The organism is Pseudomonas sp. NFACC39-1, assembly GCF_900110355.1.
Lineage (GTDB): Bacteria > Pseudomonadota > Gammaproteobacteria > Pseudomonadales > Pseudomonadaceae > Aquipseudomonas > Aquipseudomonas tehranensis.
The window spans coordinates 204,546-219,890 of the sequence record NZ_FODL01000008.1 but is presented as its reverse complement, the minus strand read 5'-3'; the positions used below and the strand labels follow the sequence as shown (position 1 = coordinate 219,890).

15 protein-coding genes are annotated in these 15,345 nt (G+C 61.4%); 6 read left to right on the top strand and 9 right to left on the bottom strand.

Going from position 1 to position 15,345, the window contains the following annotated elements:
• Position 1 precedes the first annotated feature (1 nt).
• Entirely contained in the window at positions 2-547 is a 546-nt protein-coding gene (locus BMY45_RS18975; protein ID WP_092400218.1) for a 1,2-dihydroxy-3-keto-5-methylthiopentene dioxygenase, read from the top strand.
• Positions 548-551: 4 nt separating this feature from the next.
• Positions 552-1,235, top strand: a complete 684-nt coding sequence (gene mtnC / locus BMY45_RS18970; RefSeq protein ID WP_092400216.1) for an acireductone synthase — start codon at positions 552-554, stop codon at positions 1,233-1,235.
• Positions 1,236-1,346: 111 nt separating this feature from the next.
• Here mtnC and BMY45_RS18965 read toward each other — a convergent pair whose 3' ends face one another.
• The gene (locus tag BMY45_RS18965) at positions 1,347-1,625 is read right to left on the bottom strand and encodes a DUF3509 domain-containing protein (protein WP_042732342.1); all 279 of its coding nucleotides are present in this window, start codon (positions 1,623-1,625) and stop codon (positions 1,347-1,349) included.
• A gap of 354 nt (positions 1,626-1,979) precedes the next feature.
• Here BMY45_RS18965 and BMY45_RS18960 point away from each other — a divergent pair, with 354 nt between their 5' ends.
• From BMY45_RS18960 to BMY45_RS18945, 4 genes are all read left to right on the top strand, one after another.
• Entirely contained in the window at positions 1,980-3,806 is a 1,827-nt protein-coding gene (locus BMY45_RS18960) for a long-chain-acyl-CoA synthetase (protein ID WP_092400214.1), read from the top strand.
• 94 nt (positions 3,807-3,900) lie between these two features.
• A complete protein-coding gene (locus BMY45_RS18955; RefSeq protein ID WP_092400212.1) occupies positions 3,901-4,422 on the top strand; it encodes an ankyrin repeat domain-containing protein in 522 nt (173 codons plus the stop codon).
• A gap of 160 nt (positions 4,423-4,582) precedes the next feature.
• Complete coding sequence (locus BMY45_RS18950) at positions 4,583-5,113, top strand: hypothetical protein (RefSeq protein ID WP_092400210.1); 531 nt, start codon at positions 4,583-4,585, stop codon at positions 5,111-5,113.
• A 71-nt stretch (positions 5,114-5,184) separates the two neighbouring features.
• Positions 5,185-5,376: a PLDc N-terminal domain-containing protein gene (locus BMY45_RS18945; RefSeq protein WP_047229615.1), complete on the top strand. Its 192-nt coding sequence runs from the start codon at positions 5,185-5,187 to the stop codon at positions 5,374-5,376.
• A 61-nt stretch (positions 5,377-5,437) separates the two neighbouring features.
• Here BMY45_RS18945 and BMY45_RS18940 read toward each other — a convergent pair whose 3' ends face one another.
• The 8 genes from BMY45_RS18940 to gcl all read right to left on the bottom strand — a co-directional run bounded on the left by BMY45_RS18940 (position 5,438) and on the right by gcl (position 15,278).
• Entirely contained in the window at positions 5,438-6,643 is a 1,206-nt protein-coding gene (locus BMY45_RS18940; protein ID WP_092400208.1) for an MFS transporter, read from the bottom strand.
• Between the two features lie 143 nt (positions 6,644-6,786).
• Positions 6,787-7,608: an ion transporter gene (locus BMY45_RS18935; protein WP_092400206.1), complete on the bottom strand. Its 822-nt coding sequence runs from the start codon at positions 7,606-7,608 to the stop codon at positions 6,787-6,789.
• 21 nt (positions 7,609-7,629) lie between these two features.
• Positions 7,630-8,544, bottom strand: a complete 915-nt coding sequence (locus tag BMY45_RS18930) for an urea transporter (RefSeq protein WP_092400204.1) — start codon at positions 8,542-8,544, stop codon at positions 7,630-7,632.
• A gap of 147 nt (positions 8,545-8,691) precedes the next feature.
• Positions 8,692-10,107, bottom strand: a complete 1,416-nt coding sequence (gene pyk, locus BMY45_RS18925) for a pyruvate kinase (RefSeq protein ID WP_092400202.1) — start codon at positions 10,105-10,107, stop codon at positions 8,692-8,694.
• Entirely contained in the window at positions 10,097-11,377 is a 1,281-nt protein-coding gene (locus BMY45_RS18920; RefSeq protein ID WP_092400200.1) for a glycerate kinase type-2 family protein, read from the bottom strand. The genes pyk and BMY45_RS18920 overlap by 11 nt, the downstream gene beginning before the upstream one ends.
• A gap of 152 nt (positions 11,378-11,529) precedes the next feature.
• Entirely contained in the window at positions 11,530-12,420 is an 891-nt protein-coding gene (locus BMY45_RS18915) for a 2-hydroxy-3-oxopropionate reductase (protein WP_092400198.1), read from the bottom strand.
• 146 nt (positions 12,421-12,566) lie between these two features.
• A complete protein-coding gene (hyi, locus tag BMY45_RS18910) occupies positions 12,567-13,349 on the bottom strand; it encodes a hydroxypyruvate isomerase (protein WP_092400196.1) in 783 nt (260 codons plus the stop codon).
• A gap of 153 nt (positions 13,350-13,502) precedes the next feature.
• Entirely contained in the window at positions 13,503-15,278 is a 1,776-nt protein-coding gene (gcl, locus tag BMY45_RS18905; protein ID WP_047229606.1) for a glyoxylate carboligase, read from the bottom strand.
• Positions 15,279-15,345: the final 67 nt, after the last annotated feature.

The following is a 15,345-nucleotide window of genomic DNA, read 5'->3' as shown; positions in this document are numbered from 1 at the left end:
CATGAGCAGCCTGTCCGTCTACCACGTCTCAAGCCCCGACATTCCGAACAAGGTGCTGACCCACTTCGAAGACATCGCCGCGACCCTGGCCGATAAAGGTGTTCGTTTCGACCGCTGGGAAGCGGCGACGAAAATCCAGCCCGGCGCCGGCCAGGACGAAGTGATTGCCGCCTACAAGACCCAGATCGACCGGTTGATGAGCGAGCGTGGCTACGTCACGGTCGACGTCATCAGCCTCAACAGCGATCACCCGCAAAAAGCCGAGCTGCGGGCCAAATTCCTCGATGAACATCGCCATGCTGAAGACGAAGTACGATTTTTCGTCGCCGGTCGTGGCCTGTTTACCCTGCACATCGACGACTACGTCTACGCCGTACTGTGCGAAAAGAACGACCTGATCTCGGTGCCCGCGGGCACGCCGCACTGGTTCGACATGGGCGAGCATCCGCATTTCGTTGCCATTCGCCTGTTCAACAACCCGGAAGGTTGGGTGGCGAAGTTCACTGGCGACGACATCGCCAGCCGTTTCCCGCGCCTGGAGGACTGAGCCTGTGCCGATCAAAGCCATTCTCACTGACATCGAGGGCACCACCAGCGCGGTGAGTTTCGTGTTCGATGTGTTGTTTCCCTATGCCGCCAGACATCTCCCGGATTTCGTTCGCCAGCATGCCGACCGCGCCGATGTGGCCGAGCAATTGGCAGCGGTGCGTCAGGACAAGGGTGAGCCGGGGGCTGACCTGGAGCGCGTCATCACGATCCTGCTGGAGTGGATCGCCGAAGACCGCAAGGCCACACCGCTCAAGGCGTTGCAGGGCATGGTCTGGGAGCAGGGGTATCAGGCCGGGCAGTTGAAAGGGCACGTCTACCCGGATGCGGTGCAGGCGCTACAGCGCTGGCATCAGGAAGGTTTCCAACTGTTCGTTTATTCCTCGGGCTCGATCCAGGCACAGAAGCTGATTTTCGGCTGTTCCGAGGCGGGCGATCTGTCGCCGTTGTTCAGTGGTTATTTCGACACCACATCAGGGCCCAAGCGGGAGGTGCAGTCCTACCAGCGCATCAGCGCGGCGGTGGGCGTAGCGCCGGGGGAGATTCTGTTTCTGTCGGATATCGTCCAGGAGCTGGACGCGGCTCGTGATGCCGGTATGGCGACGTGCGGATTGGCGCGCGAGGGCGGTGAGCTGCAAGGGCATGTCACGGTGGACAGTTTTGCCCGGATTGAACCTTCAGCCTTTTGATACCTGTGGGAGCGGGCTTGCTCGCGAAGGCTGCGTGTCAGGCGGCATATCGGTTAGCTGATACACCGCCTTTGCGAGCAAGTCCGCTCCCACACGATTCTGCAAAGAGAATCAGGCGCTGTGATAGGTCGGCAGCGCAAAACGATGCTGGCTTTGCAGCATGGCGATCTGTGGCAACTCGCTGGCTTGTTCCGCCAGGTCGCGACGGATGGCGCTGATTGCCCAGGACAGTTGGTCCCCGGCGTGCAACTGGGCGTAGGAAATTGTGCGTTTAAACAGTTTGCCTTCGCTGTTGCGCAAGGTCAGCAGGATACCGCCATCCGGGCGGGCCTGGGTGGTCACTTCGTAGTTGGAAAACAGGGACGCAAACTTTTCTTGAATCATGTTCATATTTGACTGCTCCAGGGTGGTGGCAAACCGTGGAGAGGGTGTTGCAGTGTCTGTGCCAGCGTTGGGCTTGATTAAAAATCGTTATAAAACAATCAGTTAACATTTCCCTTCATTTTTGCTTTCGTGCAACTTGCATGAATGGCCACCGTGCATCCTGCATTTTGCGTGGTCGGGCGATCTTTTGTTGAACCAATTGAATTTCTGGCGCTCTTGTTCCGCCTGTCTGGAAGGGTGGATACAAAACATTGCAAAAACCGCATGTACAGCGCCGGAATCGCTGGCGTAATTTCGACCGCAATTGAGCTCCAGCCCGACAACAAGAACCCAGACCCACGAGGTCAAACGGGAGTGACCATGAGTCGTACATCCAGCGACGCCATTACCTGGGGCAAGATGCTGCGCAAGCTACCCACTATTGCCAGGGCCATTCCCCGTATCGTCAGAGGCATGAAGCTGGCCAACGTCCAGGACCCGACCCAGCCTTGCGGCCTGGGCTGGTGTTTCGAACAGGCCACCCAGCGCAATCCCCAAGGGCCGGCGTTGCTGTGTGGCGACACGGTGTTGAGTTATGCACAAGCCAACGAACAGGCCAATCGCATCGCTCATTACCTGTTGGCGCAGGGGATCGGCAAGGGCGACTGCGTGGCGATTTTCATCGAGAACCGGCCACAGTTGTTGGTGACGGTGCTGGCGGTGGCGAAAGTGGGTGCGGTCAGCGCCATGGTCAACACCTCACAGACCGGGGATGCGTTGGTGCACAGCCTGGCGTTGGTCGCCCCTGTCGCGGTGGTGGTCGGGGAAGAACGGGTCGCGGCGTTCAACGACGTGCGAGCCCGCACTTCGCTGTCAGGCGAGCGAACCTGGTGGATAGCCGACCAGGACAGCGCTGCCGTGCCTTGCGGCTTCATCGACCTGATAAGCAGCAGCGCCAGTCACCCAGGCGAAAACCCGGCCAGCAGCCAGCAGGTTTTTTTCAACGACCCGTGTTTTTATCTCTACACCTCGGGCACGACTGGCTTGCCCAAGGCCGGGGTGTTCCGTCACGGGCGCTGGATGCGCACTTCCACCAGTTTCGGCCTGATCGCCTTGGACATGCAGCCCGCGGATGTTTTGTATTGCACGCTGCCGCTGTACCACGCCACGGGGCTGTGCGTGTGCTGGGGGGCGGCGATCTGTGGCGCCTCGGGGTTTGCGATCCGGCGCAAGTTCAGCGCCAGCCAGTTCTGGAGTGACGTTCGCCGTTACCGGGCCACTACCCTTGGCTATGTCGGTGAATTGTGTCGCTACCTGGTCGACCAGCCCGCCAGTGCCGAGGACCGGCGGCATGAGGTCCGGAAGATGATCGGCAACGGCTTGCGCCCCGGGGCATGGTCGGCCTTCAAGACACGTTTTGGTGTCGACCATATCTGCGAGCTGTACGCGGCCAGCGACGGCAATATCGGCTTCACCAATGTGCTGAACTTTGACAACACCGTCGGATTTTCCCTGATGGGTTGGGAACTGGTGCAGTACGACCATGACAGCGGGGCGCCGTTGCGCAACCTGCAAGGCCGAATGCAGAAAGTACCCAAGGGCGAAGCGGGCCTGCTGATGGCGCGCATCGACGACAAGGCGCCGCTGGACGGCTACACCGATCCGGCCAAGACCGAAAAAACCATCTTCAAAGATGTCTTCGTGCCTGGCGATCGTTATTTCAATACCGGTGACCTGTTGCGCAACATCGGCTTTGGCCATGGGCAGTTCGTTGATCGCCTCGGTGACACCTATCGCTGGAAAGGCGAGAACGTTTCCACCACGGAAGTCGAAAATGTATTGCTGCAGCACCCGCAGGTCGCCGAGGCGGTGGCCTATGGCGTCGAGATCGATGGCACCAATGGCCGCGCCGGCATGGCGGCGATTACCCCGTCCGAATCCCTGGCGACCCTGGATTTTGCTGAGCTGTTGCAGTTTTTGCAGTGCAAATTGCCGGCCTATGCGGTGCCGTTGTTCTTGCGCATCAAGGTAAAAATGGACACCACCGGCACCTTCAAATACCAGAAAAACCGTCTCAGGAGTGAAGCCTTCGACCCGTGCGCCACGGGCGATGAGCCGGTCTATGCCTGGCTGCCCGGCACCGCGACCTATGTGCGGGTCGACCGGCAACTGGCGGCGCAGATTCAGCAAGGGCAGTACCGTTATTGATTCTGGCTATGCACGGTGCAGAGAAAAAAGGGATGACAGGCCTGGAGTCCCTCGGGAAACTAGCCGCTTTGCGAAGACTTAAGTGGAGTTCCCCATGTCCGATACAAGCCGCCAGATGACCCCGGAAGAGGCTGCGGAGTTTGCCGAACAGGTGTTCAATGTCGCGCGCCAGGGCGACGCTGCGATGATGGCCGCCTTGCTGAGCAAAGGCCTGCCGCCCAACCTGCGTAATCACAAAGGCGACACCTTGCTGATGCTGGCCGCTTACCACGGGCATGTGGAGACGGTGAAAGTGCTGCTGGAAAACAAGGCCGATCCGGAAATTCGCAACGACAACGGCCAGAGCCCGATTGCCGGCGCAGCGTTCAAGGGCGACCTGGCTGTGGTCAGCGCGCTGGTGGATGGCGGGGCGCAGGTGGAAGGCTCTTCTTTCGATGGTCGCACCGCGTTGATGATGGCGGCGATGTTCAATCGTGTGGAAATCGTCGATTACCTGATCAGCAAAGGCGCCGACCCCAAGGCCAAGGATGCCAACGGCGTCTCGGCCCTGGATGCAGCCCGGACCATGGGCGCGGTGGATACCACGGCGCAGTTGGAAAAGTTGCTGGCCCTGTAGGAGCTGCCGAGCGAAGCGAGGCTGCGATCTTTTCCCTGGCCATTGAATCTCAAGCGAAAGATCAAAAGATCGCAGCCTCGCTTCGCTCGGCAGCTCCTACAGACCGATGTGATGCGCTATCCTGCGCGCCCTCAAAACCCAATCGCCACAGGATTTCCCCATGAAAGCCGCACTCGTCGAACTCATCAGCAAAATAAGCTCCGGCTGCCTGGGCGATGCCGACGTTGCGAAAATCGCTGACGAAGCGGCCCAGGCCTATGCCGATCCGGCGGCTTTTCTGGCGGCCAACCCGGACATCAACTACGACGACAGCTTCCCGATTCCACTGGGTGAGTGGGTGGTGGTGGGGAGCTTGCCGGACACCGTGTTGTTCCAGGCCGACACTTACGTAGAACTGTTCGAACAGATCGTCGCCTCGTTCGGCCCCGGCGTGGCCTTCAATCTCAAGCCCAAGCAACTGGCGAAAACCGAAGCCTTGACGGCGCTCAATCGCATCCAGATCCAGATGAGCAGCCTGAACAAGGAAAACGGTGGCTATGTGCTGATGAATTTCAGCCAGTTGCTCGACGATGAACTGCAGATGGTTCTGGTGTACGGCAACGACGTGCCGCGCGTGCTGGAGCTGTGTGCCGAAGTCGGCATTGCCGCCGCGCCGGCCCTGGAAGCGATGAAGGTTGCGATCCACGTCTGACGCAATAAAACGGAACCCTCGCCGGGCCCCCGCTATCCTAAGTGTGCATATCACCATCTGGGAGCGACACCATGGGTTCCACCTTCAACGGCCTGATTGGCCTGATCATCCTGGCGCTCGATATCTGGGCGATCATCAATGTGCTCAAGAGTGGCGCAGGAACGGGGGCAAAAGTCCTGTGGGTGCTGTTGATCCTGCTGTTGCCAGTGCTGGGCCTGATCATCTGGGCAATTGCCGGGCCGCGAGGCAACGTGCGGATCTGACCGCTCTTTGACGTTGCCCGGCAGCCTTGCCGCCGGGCATTGCGACCCTGCCGCGACGGTATCAGGCCGTCGCCAGTGCGTGTTTTTTCGAGGCCTTCAGGAAACTCAGCAGGGCCATCAGCGGGAAGGCACTGCCGACGATCACTACCCACAACCAGCCGCCGTGCTCGTACACCGCGCTGGCAATCGATGAGCCAAACGCGCCGCCGACGAAGATGCTGGTCATGTACAGCGCATTGAGACGACTGCGGCTTTTGGCATCGAGGGCATAGATGGTGCGCTGGCCCAGGACCATATTCATCTGCACACAGAAATCCAGCACCACACCGGTCACCGCCAGGCCAATGACGCTGTAGAGCGGATGGATGAAGGCTGGCAGAAAACTCAGGCTGGCCAACAGCATCGCCAGCAACGAAGCCATGCGGGTATGGCCGGCATCCGCCAGGCGACCGGCAATGGGCGCGGCGATGGCACCAATGGCACCGACCAGGGCGAACAGGGCGATTTCAGTTTGCGACAGGCCATGATTGCGCGACAGTTCCAGCGGCACGGCGGTCCAGAACAGGCTGAAGGTGGCGAACATGCAGGCCTGGTAAAACGCCCGTTGCCGTAACAGCGGCTGCTGGCGCAACAGGGTGCCGAGCGAGCCCAGCAGTTGGCCATAAGAGGCGCTGTGGTCGGGTTGGCGCTTGGGCACAGTCAATGCCAGAACGATGCTGATCGCCGCCATCAAGGCTGCGGCGATCATGAACATCGCCCGCCAGCCGAAGTGATCGGCCACCACACTTGAGATCGGCCGCGCCAGCAGGATCCCCAGCAGCAGGCCGCCCATGATGCCGCCCACGACCCGCCCTCTGGATTCCTCCGGGGCCAAGTGCGCAGCCAGCGGGATCAGGACTTGCACCGATACCGAACTGAACCCCACCAGCAGCGAAACCAGCAGGAACACGTTGGGCTGATCAGTGAACGCCGCCGCCAACAGACTGGCAATCGCCACGACGGTGGTGATGATCATCAGGCGACGGTTTTCCAGTAGGTCCCCCAGCGGCACCAGGAAAAACAGGCCCAGGGCATAACCGATCTGGGTCAGCGAGACGATCAGGCTGGCCATGGTGCTGCTAAGGCCCACATCGGGCGCGATCAGTTCGATGATGGGCTGGGCGTAGTAGATGTTGGCGACAATGGCGCCGCAGCAGAAGGCGAAGAGCAGGACCATGCCGCGAGTCAGGCTTGTGCTGGCGGGTACGGTGGGTGAGTGGGCACTCATGGCAATCTCGTCAGTGAATGGGAAGAGTGGCGTGAGGCTAAAGACTTAGCGGGCTCTGGAACAGGCTTTGTGGCTGATATCGGACATGCTTGCCATTGATGATGGAGGCCGCCTCAAGGGGCTGTGAACATTGAAAGTGCCTTCTATTCCAGTTTCTTGAACAGCGCATTGCCGCAACGCGAGCAGAAAGCAGCGCCATGATCGTGGTTGTTTTTACTGCAGACCGGACAATCATGCTTGAGCTGGTCACCGCGCATGGCCGTGGCCAGTTCAGCCGTGAAAATACCCGTCGGCACGGCGATGATCGAGTAACCGGTGATCATCACCAAGGACGAAACCACTTGGCCCAATGGCGTCTTGGGCACGATGTCGCCAAACCCCACGGTTGTCAGCGTGACGATGGCCCAATAGATGCCCTTGGGAATGCTGGTGAAACCGTTCTCGGGGCCTTCGATGACGTACATCAAGGTGCCGAACACGGTCACCAGGGTCGATACGCTGACCAGGAACACGATGATTTTCTGCTTGCTCCCCCGCAGCGCGGCCATCAGGTAGTTGGCTTGCTTGAGGTAGGGGCTGAGCTTGAGCACGCGGAAAATCCGCAGCATGCGAATGATGCGAACGATCAGCAAATACTGGGCGTCGCTGTAGTACAGCGCCAGGATCCCGGGCACGATCGCCAGCAAGTCCACCAAGCCGTAGAAGCTGAATGCATAGCGCAGGGGCTTGGGCGAGCAGTACAGGCGCAGGCCGTATTCGACGATGAAGATGAAGGTGAACCCCCATTCGATGGCGGCCAGCAGGGAGGCGTAGTTCTGGTGCACGCTGTCGATGCTGTCGAGCATCACGATCACCAGGCTGGCGAGGATGATCAACAGCAGTGTGCTGTCGAAGCGTCGGCCGGCCACGGTGTCGGTCTGGAAAATGATCACGTAGAGGCGTTCACGCCAGTTGCTGCTATCCATAACTTTCGCCTGAACCAATAGTCAGCGAAGCCTAGGGTGATTGTCCCGCAAAGCGCAAGGCGCAGTGTCGAGACTGGCCGCCTGCCACACTCGGGCCGTGGCATGAACCAGCCAGCAGGCCAGGATGAAGGGCGCAGTCAGCGGCGCCAGACCCAGGGCGAGAAAGCCCGGTGTGAGCATGACCGCCAGCACAATACCCGCCAGCGGCAACCATCGCTGGCGGCGTTGTTGGCTGAGGGCCAGCGCCACCAGGGCCGGGTTATAGCCGCCGAGCCCCGACAGGGCTTGGGTCGTGTCGTGATGCAGCAGGGAGAATACCAGGCCTGCAGCGCAACCCAGCAGCGCCCACCCGGCGGCGCGTGGGTTGGTAATCAACAAGCCCACAGCGATCAGCGCGCCGGCCAATGGCTGGTCGAGAAACATGACTTGGCCCAGTCCCCTCCAGTAAGCGGCCATAAGATTGACCATCGTCAGTTCAACCAAAACGGGCGACGGCGGTGCTGGGGCAAAACTCAGCAGCAACCAGCCCAGTGCCACGAACGGCGCGGTGTAGGCGGGCAGGCACTGAGGGCCACGGCTACGCTGGAGCCACTGCTGAGTCAACATCGCGCCAAGGCCGCCGCTGGCAATAATCAATGGCGGCAACACGGCTGACCAAGGTAACGCGAGGCTCAATAGCAAACCCAGCAAGATGCCGTTGTAACTGAACAGCCCAGCCTGTCGGTCAACCTTGGCATAACCGCGTCGCTGGGCGGTGAGCAACCCGGCCACCCCACCCAGCAACGCGCCACCCAACAAAGCGGGGGCGCTGCAGAGAATCGCCAGCAGGCACAACAGGCCACACAGCGGATGCCGCTGGAGGAAAATCTGGCTGAAGCCGTTGAGCAGGGCGGTGGCCCAGTCGGGGCAGTGGGTGTTGAAAGAGTGGTTGGGCATAAGGTAGGGATGTTTTTCTGATAAACCGGGTCGCCCTCTTCGCGAGCAAGCCCGCTCCCACAATGAATCTGCGTATGAACCGTAGATTTGTGGCAACACAGATCAAATGTGGGAGCGGGCTTGCTCGCGAAGGGGCCAGTGCAGGCGCTAAATCAATGTCTCGATGCGCAACGAATTGGTGGACCCCGGCTGCCCGAACGGCACGCCGGCGGTGATCAGCAGGGTGTCGCCGCGCTGGGCCATGCCCTGGGCCTGGGCGATTTCCAGGGCGGTGGAGCACACTTCGTCCACCTGGCGCAGCCGATCGTTGACCACCGAATGCACGCCCCAGGCCACCGTCAGACGGCGGGCCGCTTGCAGGTTGGGCGTGAGGTTGAGGATCGGCACCGTCGGCCGCTCCCGCGCCGCCCGCAGGCTGGAACTGCCCGATTCGCTGTAGTTCACCAGCACCGCCACCGGCAGTACGTTGCTGATACGCCGGATTGCGCAACTGATGGCGTCCGACACCGTGGCGTCGGCCTTCGGCCGGCTGACATCCAACTGCGCCTGGTAATCCGGGCCGTTCTCCACCTGGCGGATGATCTTGCTCATCATCTGCACGGCTTCGAGGGGGTAATCGCCGGAAGCGGTTTCCGCCGACAGCATCACCGCATCGGCGCCTTCAGCCACGGCGTTGGCCACGTCGGTGACTTCGGCTCGGGTGGGCGCGGGAGAAAAGCGCATGGATTCGAGCATCTGCGTGGCCACCACCACCGGTTTACCGAGGGCGCGGCAGGTGCCGATGACGTTCTTCTGGATCTGCGGCACGCTTTCGGCCGGCACTTCGACACCCAGGTCACCCCGGGCAACCATGATCGCGTCGCTCAGTTCGGCGATCTCCCGAAGCCGAGTCACCGCCGACGGTTTCTCGATCTTGGCCATCAAAAATGCCTTGTCGCCAATCAACGCACGCGCCTCGCGAATGTCCTCGGGGCGCTGCACGAACGACAGCGCCACCCAGTCCACGCCCAACTCCAGGCCAAAGCTCAAGTCGCGACGATCCTTGGCGGTCAGCGGGCTCATGTCGAGCACGGCCTGAGGCACATTCACGCCTTTGCGGTCTGACAGTTCGCCGCCGTTGAGCACCTGGGTGTCGATGGCATCGGCATGTTTGGCAGTGACCCGCAGGCGCAGCTTGCCGTCGTCCAGCAGCAGATCCATGCCGGGCTCCAGGGCCGCGATGATCTGTGGGTGGGGCAGGTTGACCCGCTGTTCATCGCCGGGCGTGGCGTCCAGATCCAGGCGCAGGGCCTGGCCGCGTTGCAGCAGCACTTTGCCGTCGGCGAAGGTGCCCACGCGCAGTTTCGGGCCCTGCAAGTCCATCAGAATGCCCAGTGGGTAGTTGAGCTGCTGCTCGACCTCACGAATCCACTGGTAGCGCTGGGCGTGGTCGGCATGTTCGCCGTGGCTGAAGTTCAGGCGAAAAATATTCACACCGGCCTGCACCAGTTCACGGATGTCATCGATCCCTCGGGTAGCGGGGCCGAGGGTCGCGAGGATCTTGACCTTTTTATCAGGCGTCATGTTTGGGGGTCTCAAGAATCAGGATGGCGCGAAAGTCGTTGACGTTGGTACGCGTCGGCTCGGTGACGATCAACGCCTCCAGCGCGGCGAAGTAGCCGTAGCCGTTGTTGTTGTCCAGCTCGTCGCTGGCGCTCAGGCCCAGTTCGGCGGCACGGCGATAGCTGTCCGGGGTCATGATGGCGCCGGCGTTGTCTTCGGAACCGTCGATGCCGTCCGTGTCGCCGGCCAGGGCGTAGATGCCGGGATGACCCTTGAGGCTGTCGGTCAGGCTGAGCAGGAACTCTGCGTTGCGTCCGCCCCGGCCATGGCCGCGCACGGTGACCGTGGTTTCGCCGCCGGAGAGGATCACGCATGGCGCCGCCAGAGGCTGACCGTGCAGGGCGATTTGCCGGGCGATACCGGCGTGGACTTTGGCCACTTCCCGGGATTCGCCTTCCAGATCGCCGAGGATCAACGGGCTGAAACCGGCCTGGCGGGCTTTCACCGCCGCCGCTTCCAGTGATTGCTGAGGGCGGGCGATCAATTGGAAGTGGCTGCGGGCCAGGCTCGGGTCGCCGGGTTTGACGGTTTCCGATTCCGGGCTTTGCAACCAGTTGCGCACCGAAGCCGGTACTTCAATGTTGTAGCGCTTGAGGATCGCCAGGGCTTCGGCCGATGTGCTGGGGTCGGCCACGGTAGGGCCAGAGGCGATGACGGTGGCGAGATCACCGGGCACATCGGAAATCGCGTAGGTGTAGACCGTCGCCGGCCAGCAAGCCTTGCCCAGGCGTCCGCCCTTGATCGCCGAAAGATGTTTGCGCACGCAATTCATCTCGCCGATGGTGGCGCCGGACTTGAGCAGCGCCTTGTTGATCGATTGCTTGTCGGCCAGGGTGATGCCAGCGGCCGGTAGCGCCAGCAGCGCCGAGCCACCGCCGGACAGCAGGAAAATCACCCGGTCGTCTTCGTTAAGGTGGCTGACCAGCTCCAGCACCCGTTGGGCTACCGCCAGGCCCGCCGCATCAGGCACCGGGTGCGCGGCTTCCACCACTTCGATCTTCTGGCAGGGCGCGCCATGGCCGTAGCGGGTCACCACTAAACCGCTGACTTCGCCTTGCCAGCAACGCTCGACCACCTGCGCCATGGCCGCGGCGGCCTTGCCGGCGCCGATGACGATCACTCGGCCGCTGCGGTCGCTGGGCAGATACTGTTCAAGGACATGCTGCGGATGGGCGGCGTCGATGGCTGCGGCAAACAGCTCGCGGAGCAAATGTTGCGGATCGACCGACATGGCGGACTCCCGATATTTTTGTTGTTAGGCAGGGCAACTCGATTCCCTGTGGGAGCGAGCCTGCTCGCGATGGGGGCCTGACATTCAACATCAATGTTGACTGACAATCCGCTATCGCGAGCAGGCTCGCTCCCACAGGTTTTTGTGGCGCATCAGTTATCGCGAATAGAGAAATTCGCCATGTGCTCCAGGCCCTTGATCAGCGCCGAGTGATCCCAGTGGCTGCCGCCGATGGCTGCGCAGGTGCTGAACACTTGCTGGGCGTTGGCGGTGTTGGGCAGGTTGATGTTCAGCTCCTTGGCGCCTTGCAGGGCCAGGTTCAGATCCTTCTGGTGCAGGCTGATGCGGAAGCCCGGATCGAAGGTGCCCTTGATCATGCGCTCGCCGTGTACTTCCAGGATCTTCGAGGAGGCAAAACCGCCCATCAACGCTTCGCGAACCTTGGCCGGATCGGCGCCGTTTTTCGCGGCGAACAGCAGGGCTTCGGCCACGGCCTGGATGTTCAGCGCGACGATGATCTGGTTCGCCACTTTCGCGGTCTGGCCGTCGCCGTTGCCACCCACCAGGGTGATGTTCTTGCCCATGGCCTGGAACAGCGGCAGGGCGCGCTCGAAAGCGGCGCTGTCGCCGCCAACCATGATGCTCAGCGTGGCAGCCTTGGCGCCGACTTCACCACCGGACACGGGGGCATCCAGGTACTGCGCGCCTTTTTCATTGATCTTGGCTGCGAAGGCCTTGGTGGCGGTAGGGGAGATCGAGCTCATGTCGATGACCACTTTGCCCGCGCCCACGCCCGCCGCCACGCCATCGGCGCGAAACAGCACGTCACCGACCTGCGGGGTGTCCGGGACCATGACGATGATGAACTCGGCTTCCTGGGCGACTTCCTTCGGGTTGGCCAGCGCCACCGCGCCGCCGGCCAGCAGATCGGCGGGGGCCGGGTCGTGGTGCTGACTCAGAAACAGGCTGTGCCCGGCCTTTTGCAGGTTCATTGCCATGGGCAGACCCATGATGCCGGTGCCGATGAATCCGATTTTAGCCATGAGAAAATCCTCTTGTTGTGATCGCTGCTCGTAGGAGCTGTCGAGCGAAGCGAGGCTGCGATCCTTTGATCTTTCTCCCGGGACTCAAATGTCAGGGGAAAGATCGCAGCCTCGTTGCACTCGTCAGCTCCTACAGGAAAATTGGGTCAAACCGCGTTATGGCTTTTCAGCCAGCCAAGGCCCGCTTCGGTGCTGGTCAGCGGCTTGTATTCGCAGCCGACCCAGCCTTGGTAACCGATGCGGTCCAGGTGTTCGAACAGGAAGCGGTAGTTGATCTCGCCGGTTCCCGGCTCGTTGCGTCCCGGGTTGTCCGCCAGTTGCACATGGTTGATCTGATCCAGGTGCGCCGAGAGGGTCCGGGCCAGGTCGCCTTCCATGATTTGCATGTGGTAGATGTCGTATTGCAGGAACAGGTTGGCGCTGCCTACTTGCTCGCGGATCGACAGGGCCTGGGCGGTGTTGTTCAAGTAGAAACCGGGAATGTCGCGGGTGTTGATGGCTTCCATCACCAGCTTGATGCCTTTGGCCTGCAGTTTCTCGGCAGCGTATTTCAGGTTGGCGACAAAGGTTTTCTCCACCAGGGCCTTGTCGCAGTTCTGCGGACAAATCCCGGCCAGGCAGTTGACCTGGGTGTTGCCCAGCACCTGGGCATAAGCGATTGCCAGGTCAACGCCCGAGCGGAACTCTTCAACCCGGTCCGGCAGGCAGGCAATGCCGCGCTCACCCTTGGCCCAGTCGCCGGCCGGCAGGTTGAACAACACTTGGGTCAGGCCATTGGCCTGGAGCAGCGCCTTGAGCTCGGCGCTGCTGTAGTCGTACGGGAACAGGTATTCGACACCCGTGAAACCGGCCTTGGCGGCCGCTTCGAAACGGGCGAGGAAATCCTGCTCGGTGAACAGCATGGACAGGTTGGCTGCGAAACGCGGCATGGTGGTCTCCTGCTACAAATTTAATGGCGTCCTGACCCGTAGGAGCTGTCGAGCGAAGCGAGGCTGCGATCTTTCTATCGACACTTGAGATTTAAGCGAAAGATCAAAGGATCGCAGCCTTCGGCAGCTCCTACAGGTGAAGCAACGGTTAGGTCAGTCGAGCAACGAAATGGCGGTCGGCGCATCGTTGCCCACCAGCGCCAGGTCTTCGAATTCGTTGACGGCGTTGATCTCGGTGCCCATGGAAATGTTGGTCACCCGTTCCAGGATGATCTCGACGATCACCGGCACCTTGAATTCCTCGATCAACTCCTGGGCTTTGCGCAGCGCCGGCTGGATGCCGGACGGTTCGAACACCCGCAGCGCCTTGCAACCCAGGCCCTCGGCCACGGCGACGTGGTCCACGCCATACCCGTTGAGTTCCGGCGCGTTGAGGTTGTCGAAGGACAGTTGCACGCAGTAGTCCATGTCGAACCCGCGCTGGGCCTGGCGGATCAACCCCAGGTAGGAGTTGTTCACCACCACGTGGATGTACGGCAGCTTGAACTGCGCGCCGACCGCCAGCTCTTCGATCATGAACTGGAAGTCGTAGTCCCCCGACAACGCCACGACCTTGCGGCTCGGGTCGGCCTTGACCACCCCGAGCGCCGCCGGGATAGTCCAGCCCAACGGGCCGGCCTGGCCGCAGTTGATCCAGTGGCGCGGTTTGTAGACGTGCAGGAACTGCGCCCCGGCGATCTGTGACAACCCAATGGTGCTGACGTAGCAGGTGTCCTTGCCGAAGACCTGGTTCATTTCTTCGTACACACGCTGGGGTTTGACCGGCACGTTGTCGAAGTGCGTCTTGCGCTGCAGGCTGGCCTTGCGTTGCTGGCAGTCCTGCAGCCAGGCGCTGCGGTTTTTCAGTTTGCCGGCGGCTTGCCATTCGCGGGCGACTTCGATGAACGCAGTCAGTGCCGAGGCAGCGTCGGAAACGATGCCCAGGTCCGGGGTGAACACGCGGCCGATCTGGGTCGGTTCGATGTCCACATGAATGAAGGTGCGCCCTTCGGTGTAGACATCCACCGAACCGGTGTGGCGGTTGGCCCAACGGTTGCCGATGCCCAGTACCACGTCCGACTTGAGCAGTGTCGCATTGCCATAACGGTGGGAGGTTTGCAGGCCGACCATGCCGACCATCAATGGATGATCGTCTGGAATTGTGCCCCAGCCCATCAGTGTGGGAATCACCGGGATACCGGTCAGTTCAGCGAATTCCACCAGCAGCTCGCTGGCATCGGCGTTGATGATCCCGCCGCCGGCCACCAGCAATGGGCGTTCAGCCTGATCGAGCATGGCCAGGGCCTTTTCGATCTGCACCCGATTGGCGGCAGGTTTGGCCAGCGGCAGCGGTTGGTAGGCGTCGATGTCGAACTCGATCTCGGCCATCTGCACGTCGAATGGCAAGTCGATCAGCACCGGGCCCGGCCGGCCGGAACGCATTTCAAAGAAGGCCTTCTGGAACGCGTACGGCACCTGGCCCGGTTCCAGGACGGTGGTGGCCCACTTGGTCACCGGCTTGACAATGCTGGTGATATCCACCGCCTGGAAATCTTCCTTGTGCAGGCGGGCGCGGGGCGCTTGGCCGGTGATGCACAGGATCGGGATCGAGTCGGCCGAAGCGCTGTAGAGCCCCGTCACCATGTCGGTCCCCGCCGGGCCCGAGGTGCCGATGCACACGCCAATGTTGCCGGCCTTGGTGCGGGTGTAGCCCTCGGCCATGTGGGAGGCGCCTTCAACGTGGCGAGCGAGGACATGATCGATGCCACCCACCTTTTGCAGGGCAGAGTACAGCGGGTTGATCGCGGCACCCGGGATGCCGAAGGCGGTGTCCACGCCTTCACGGCGCATCACCAGAACGGCGGCTTCGATTGCTCTCATTTTGCTCATGTTTTTGCGCCTCTTACGTTTTGTAATTGTATACAAGTGGCTTTGCGCTGAGTGTATTCACGGCGGA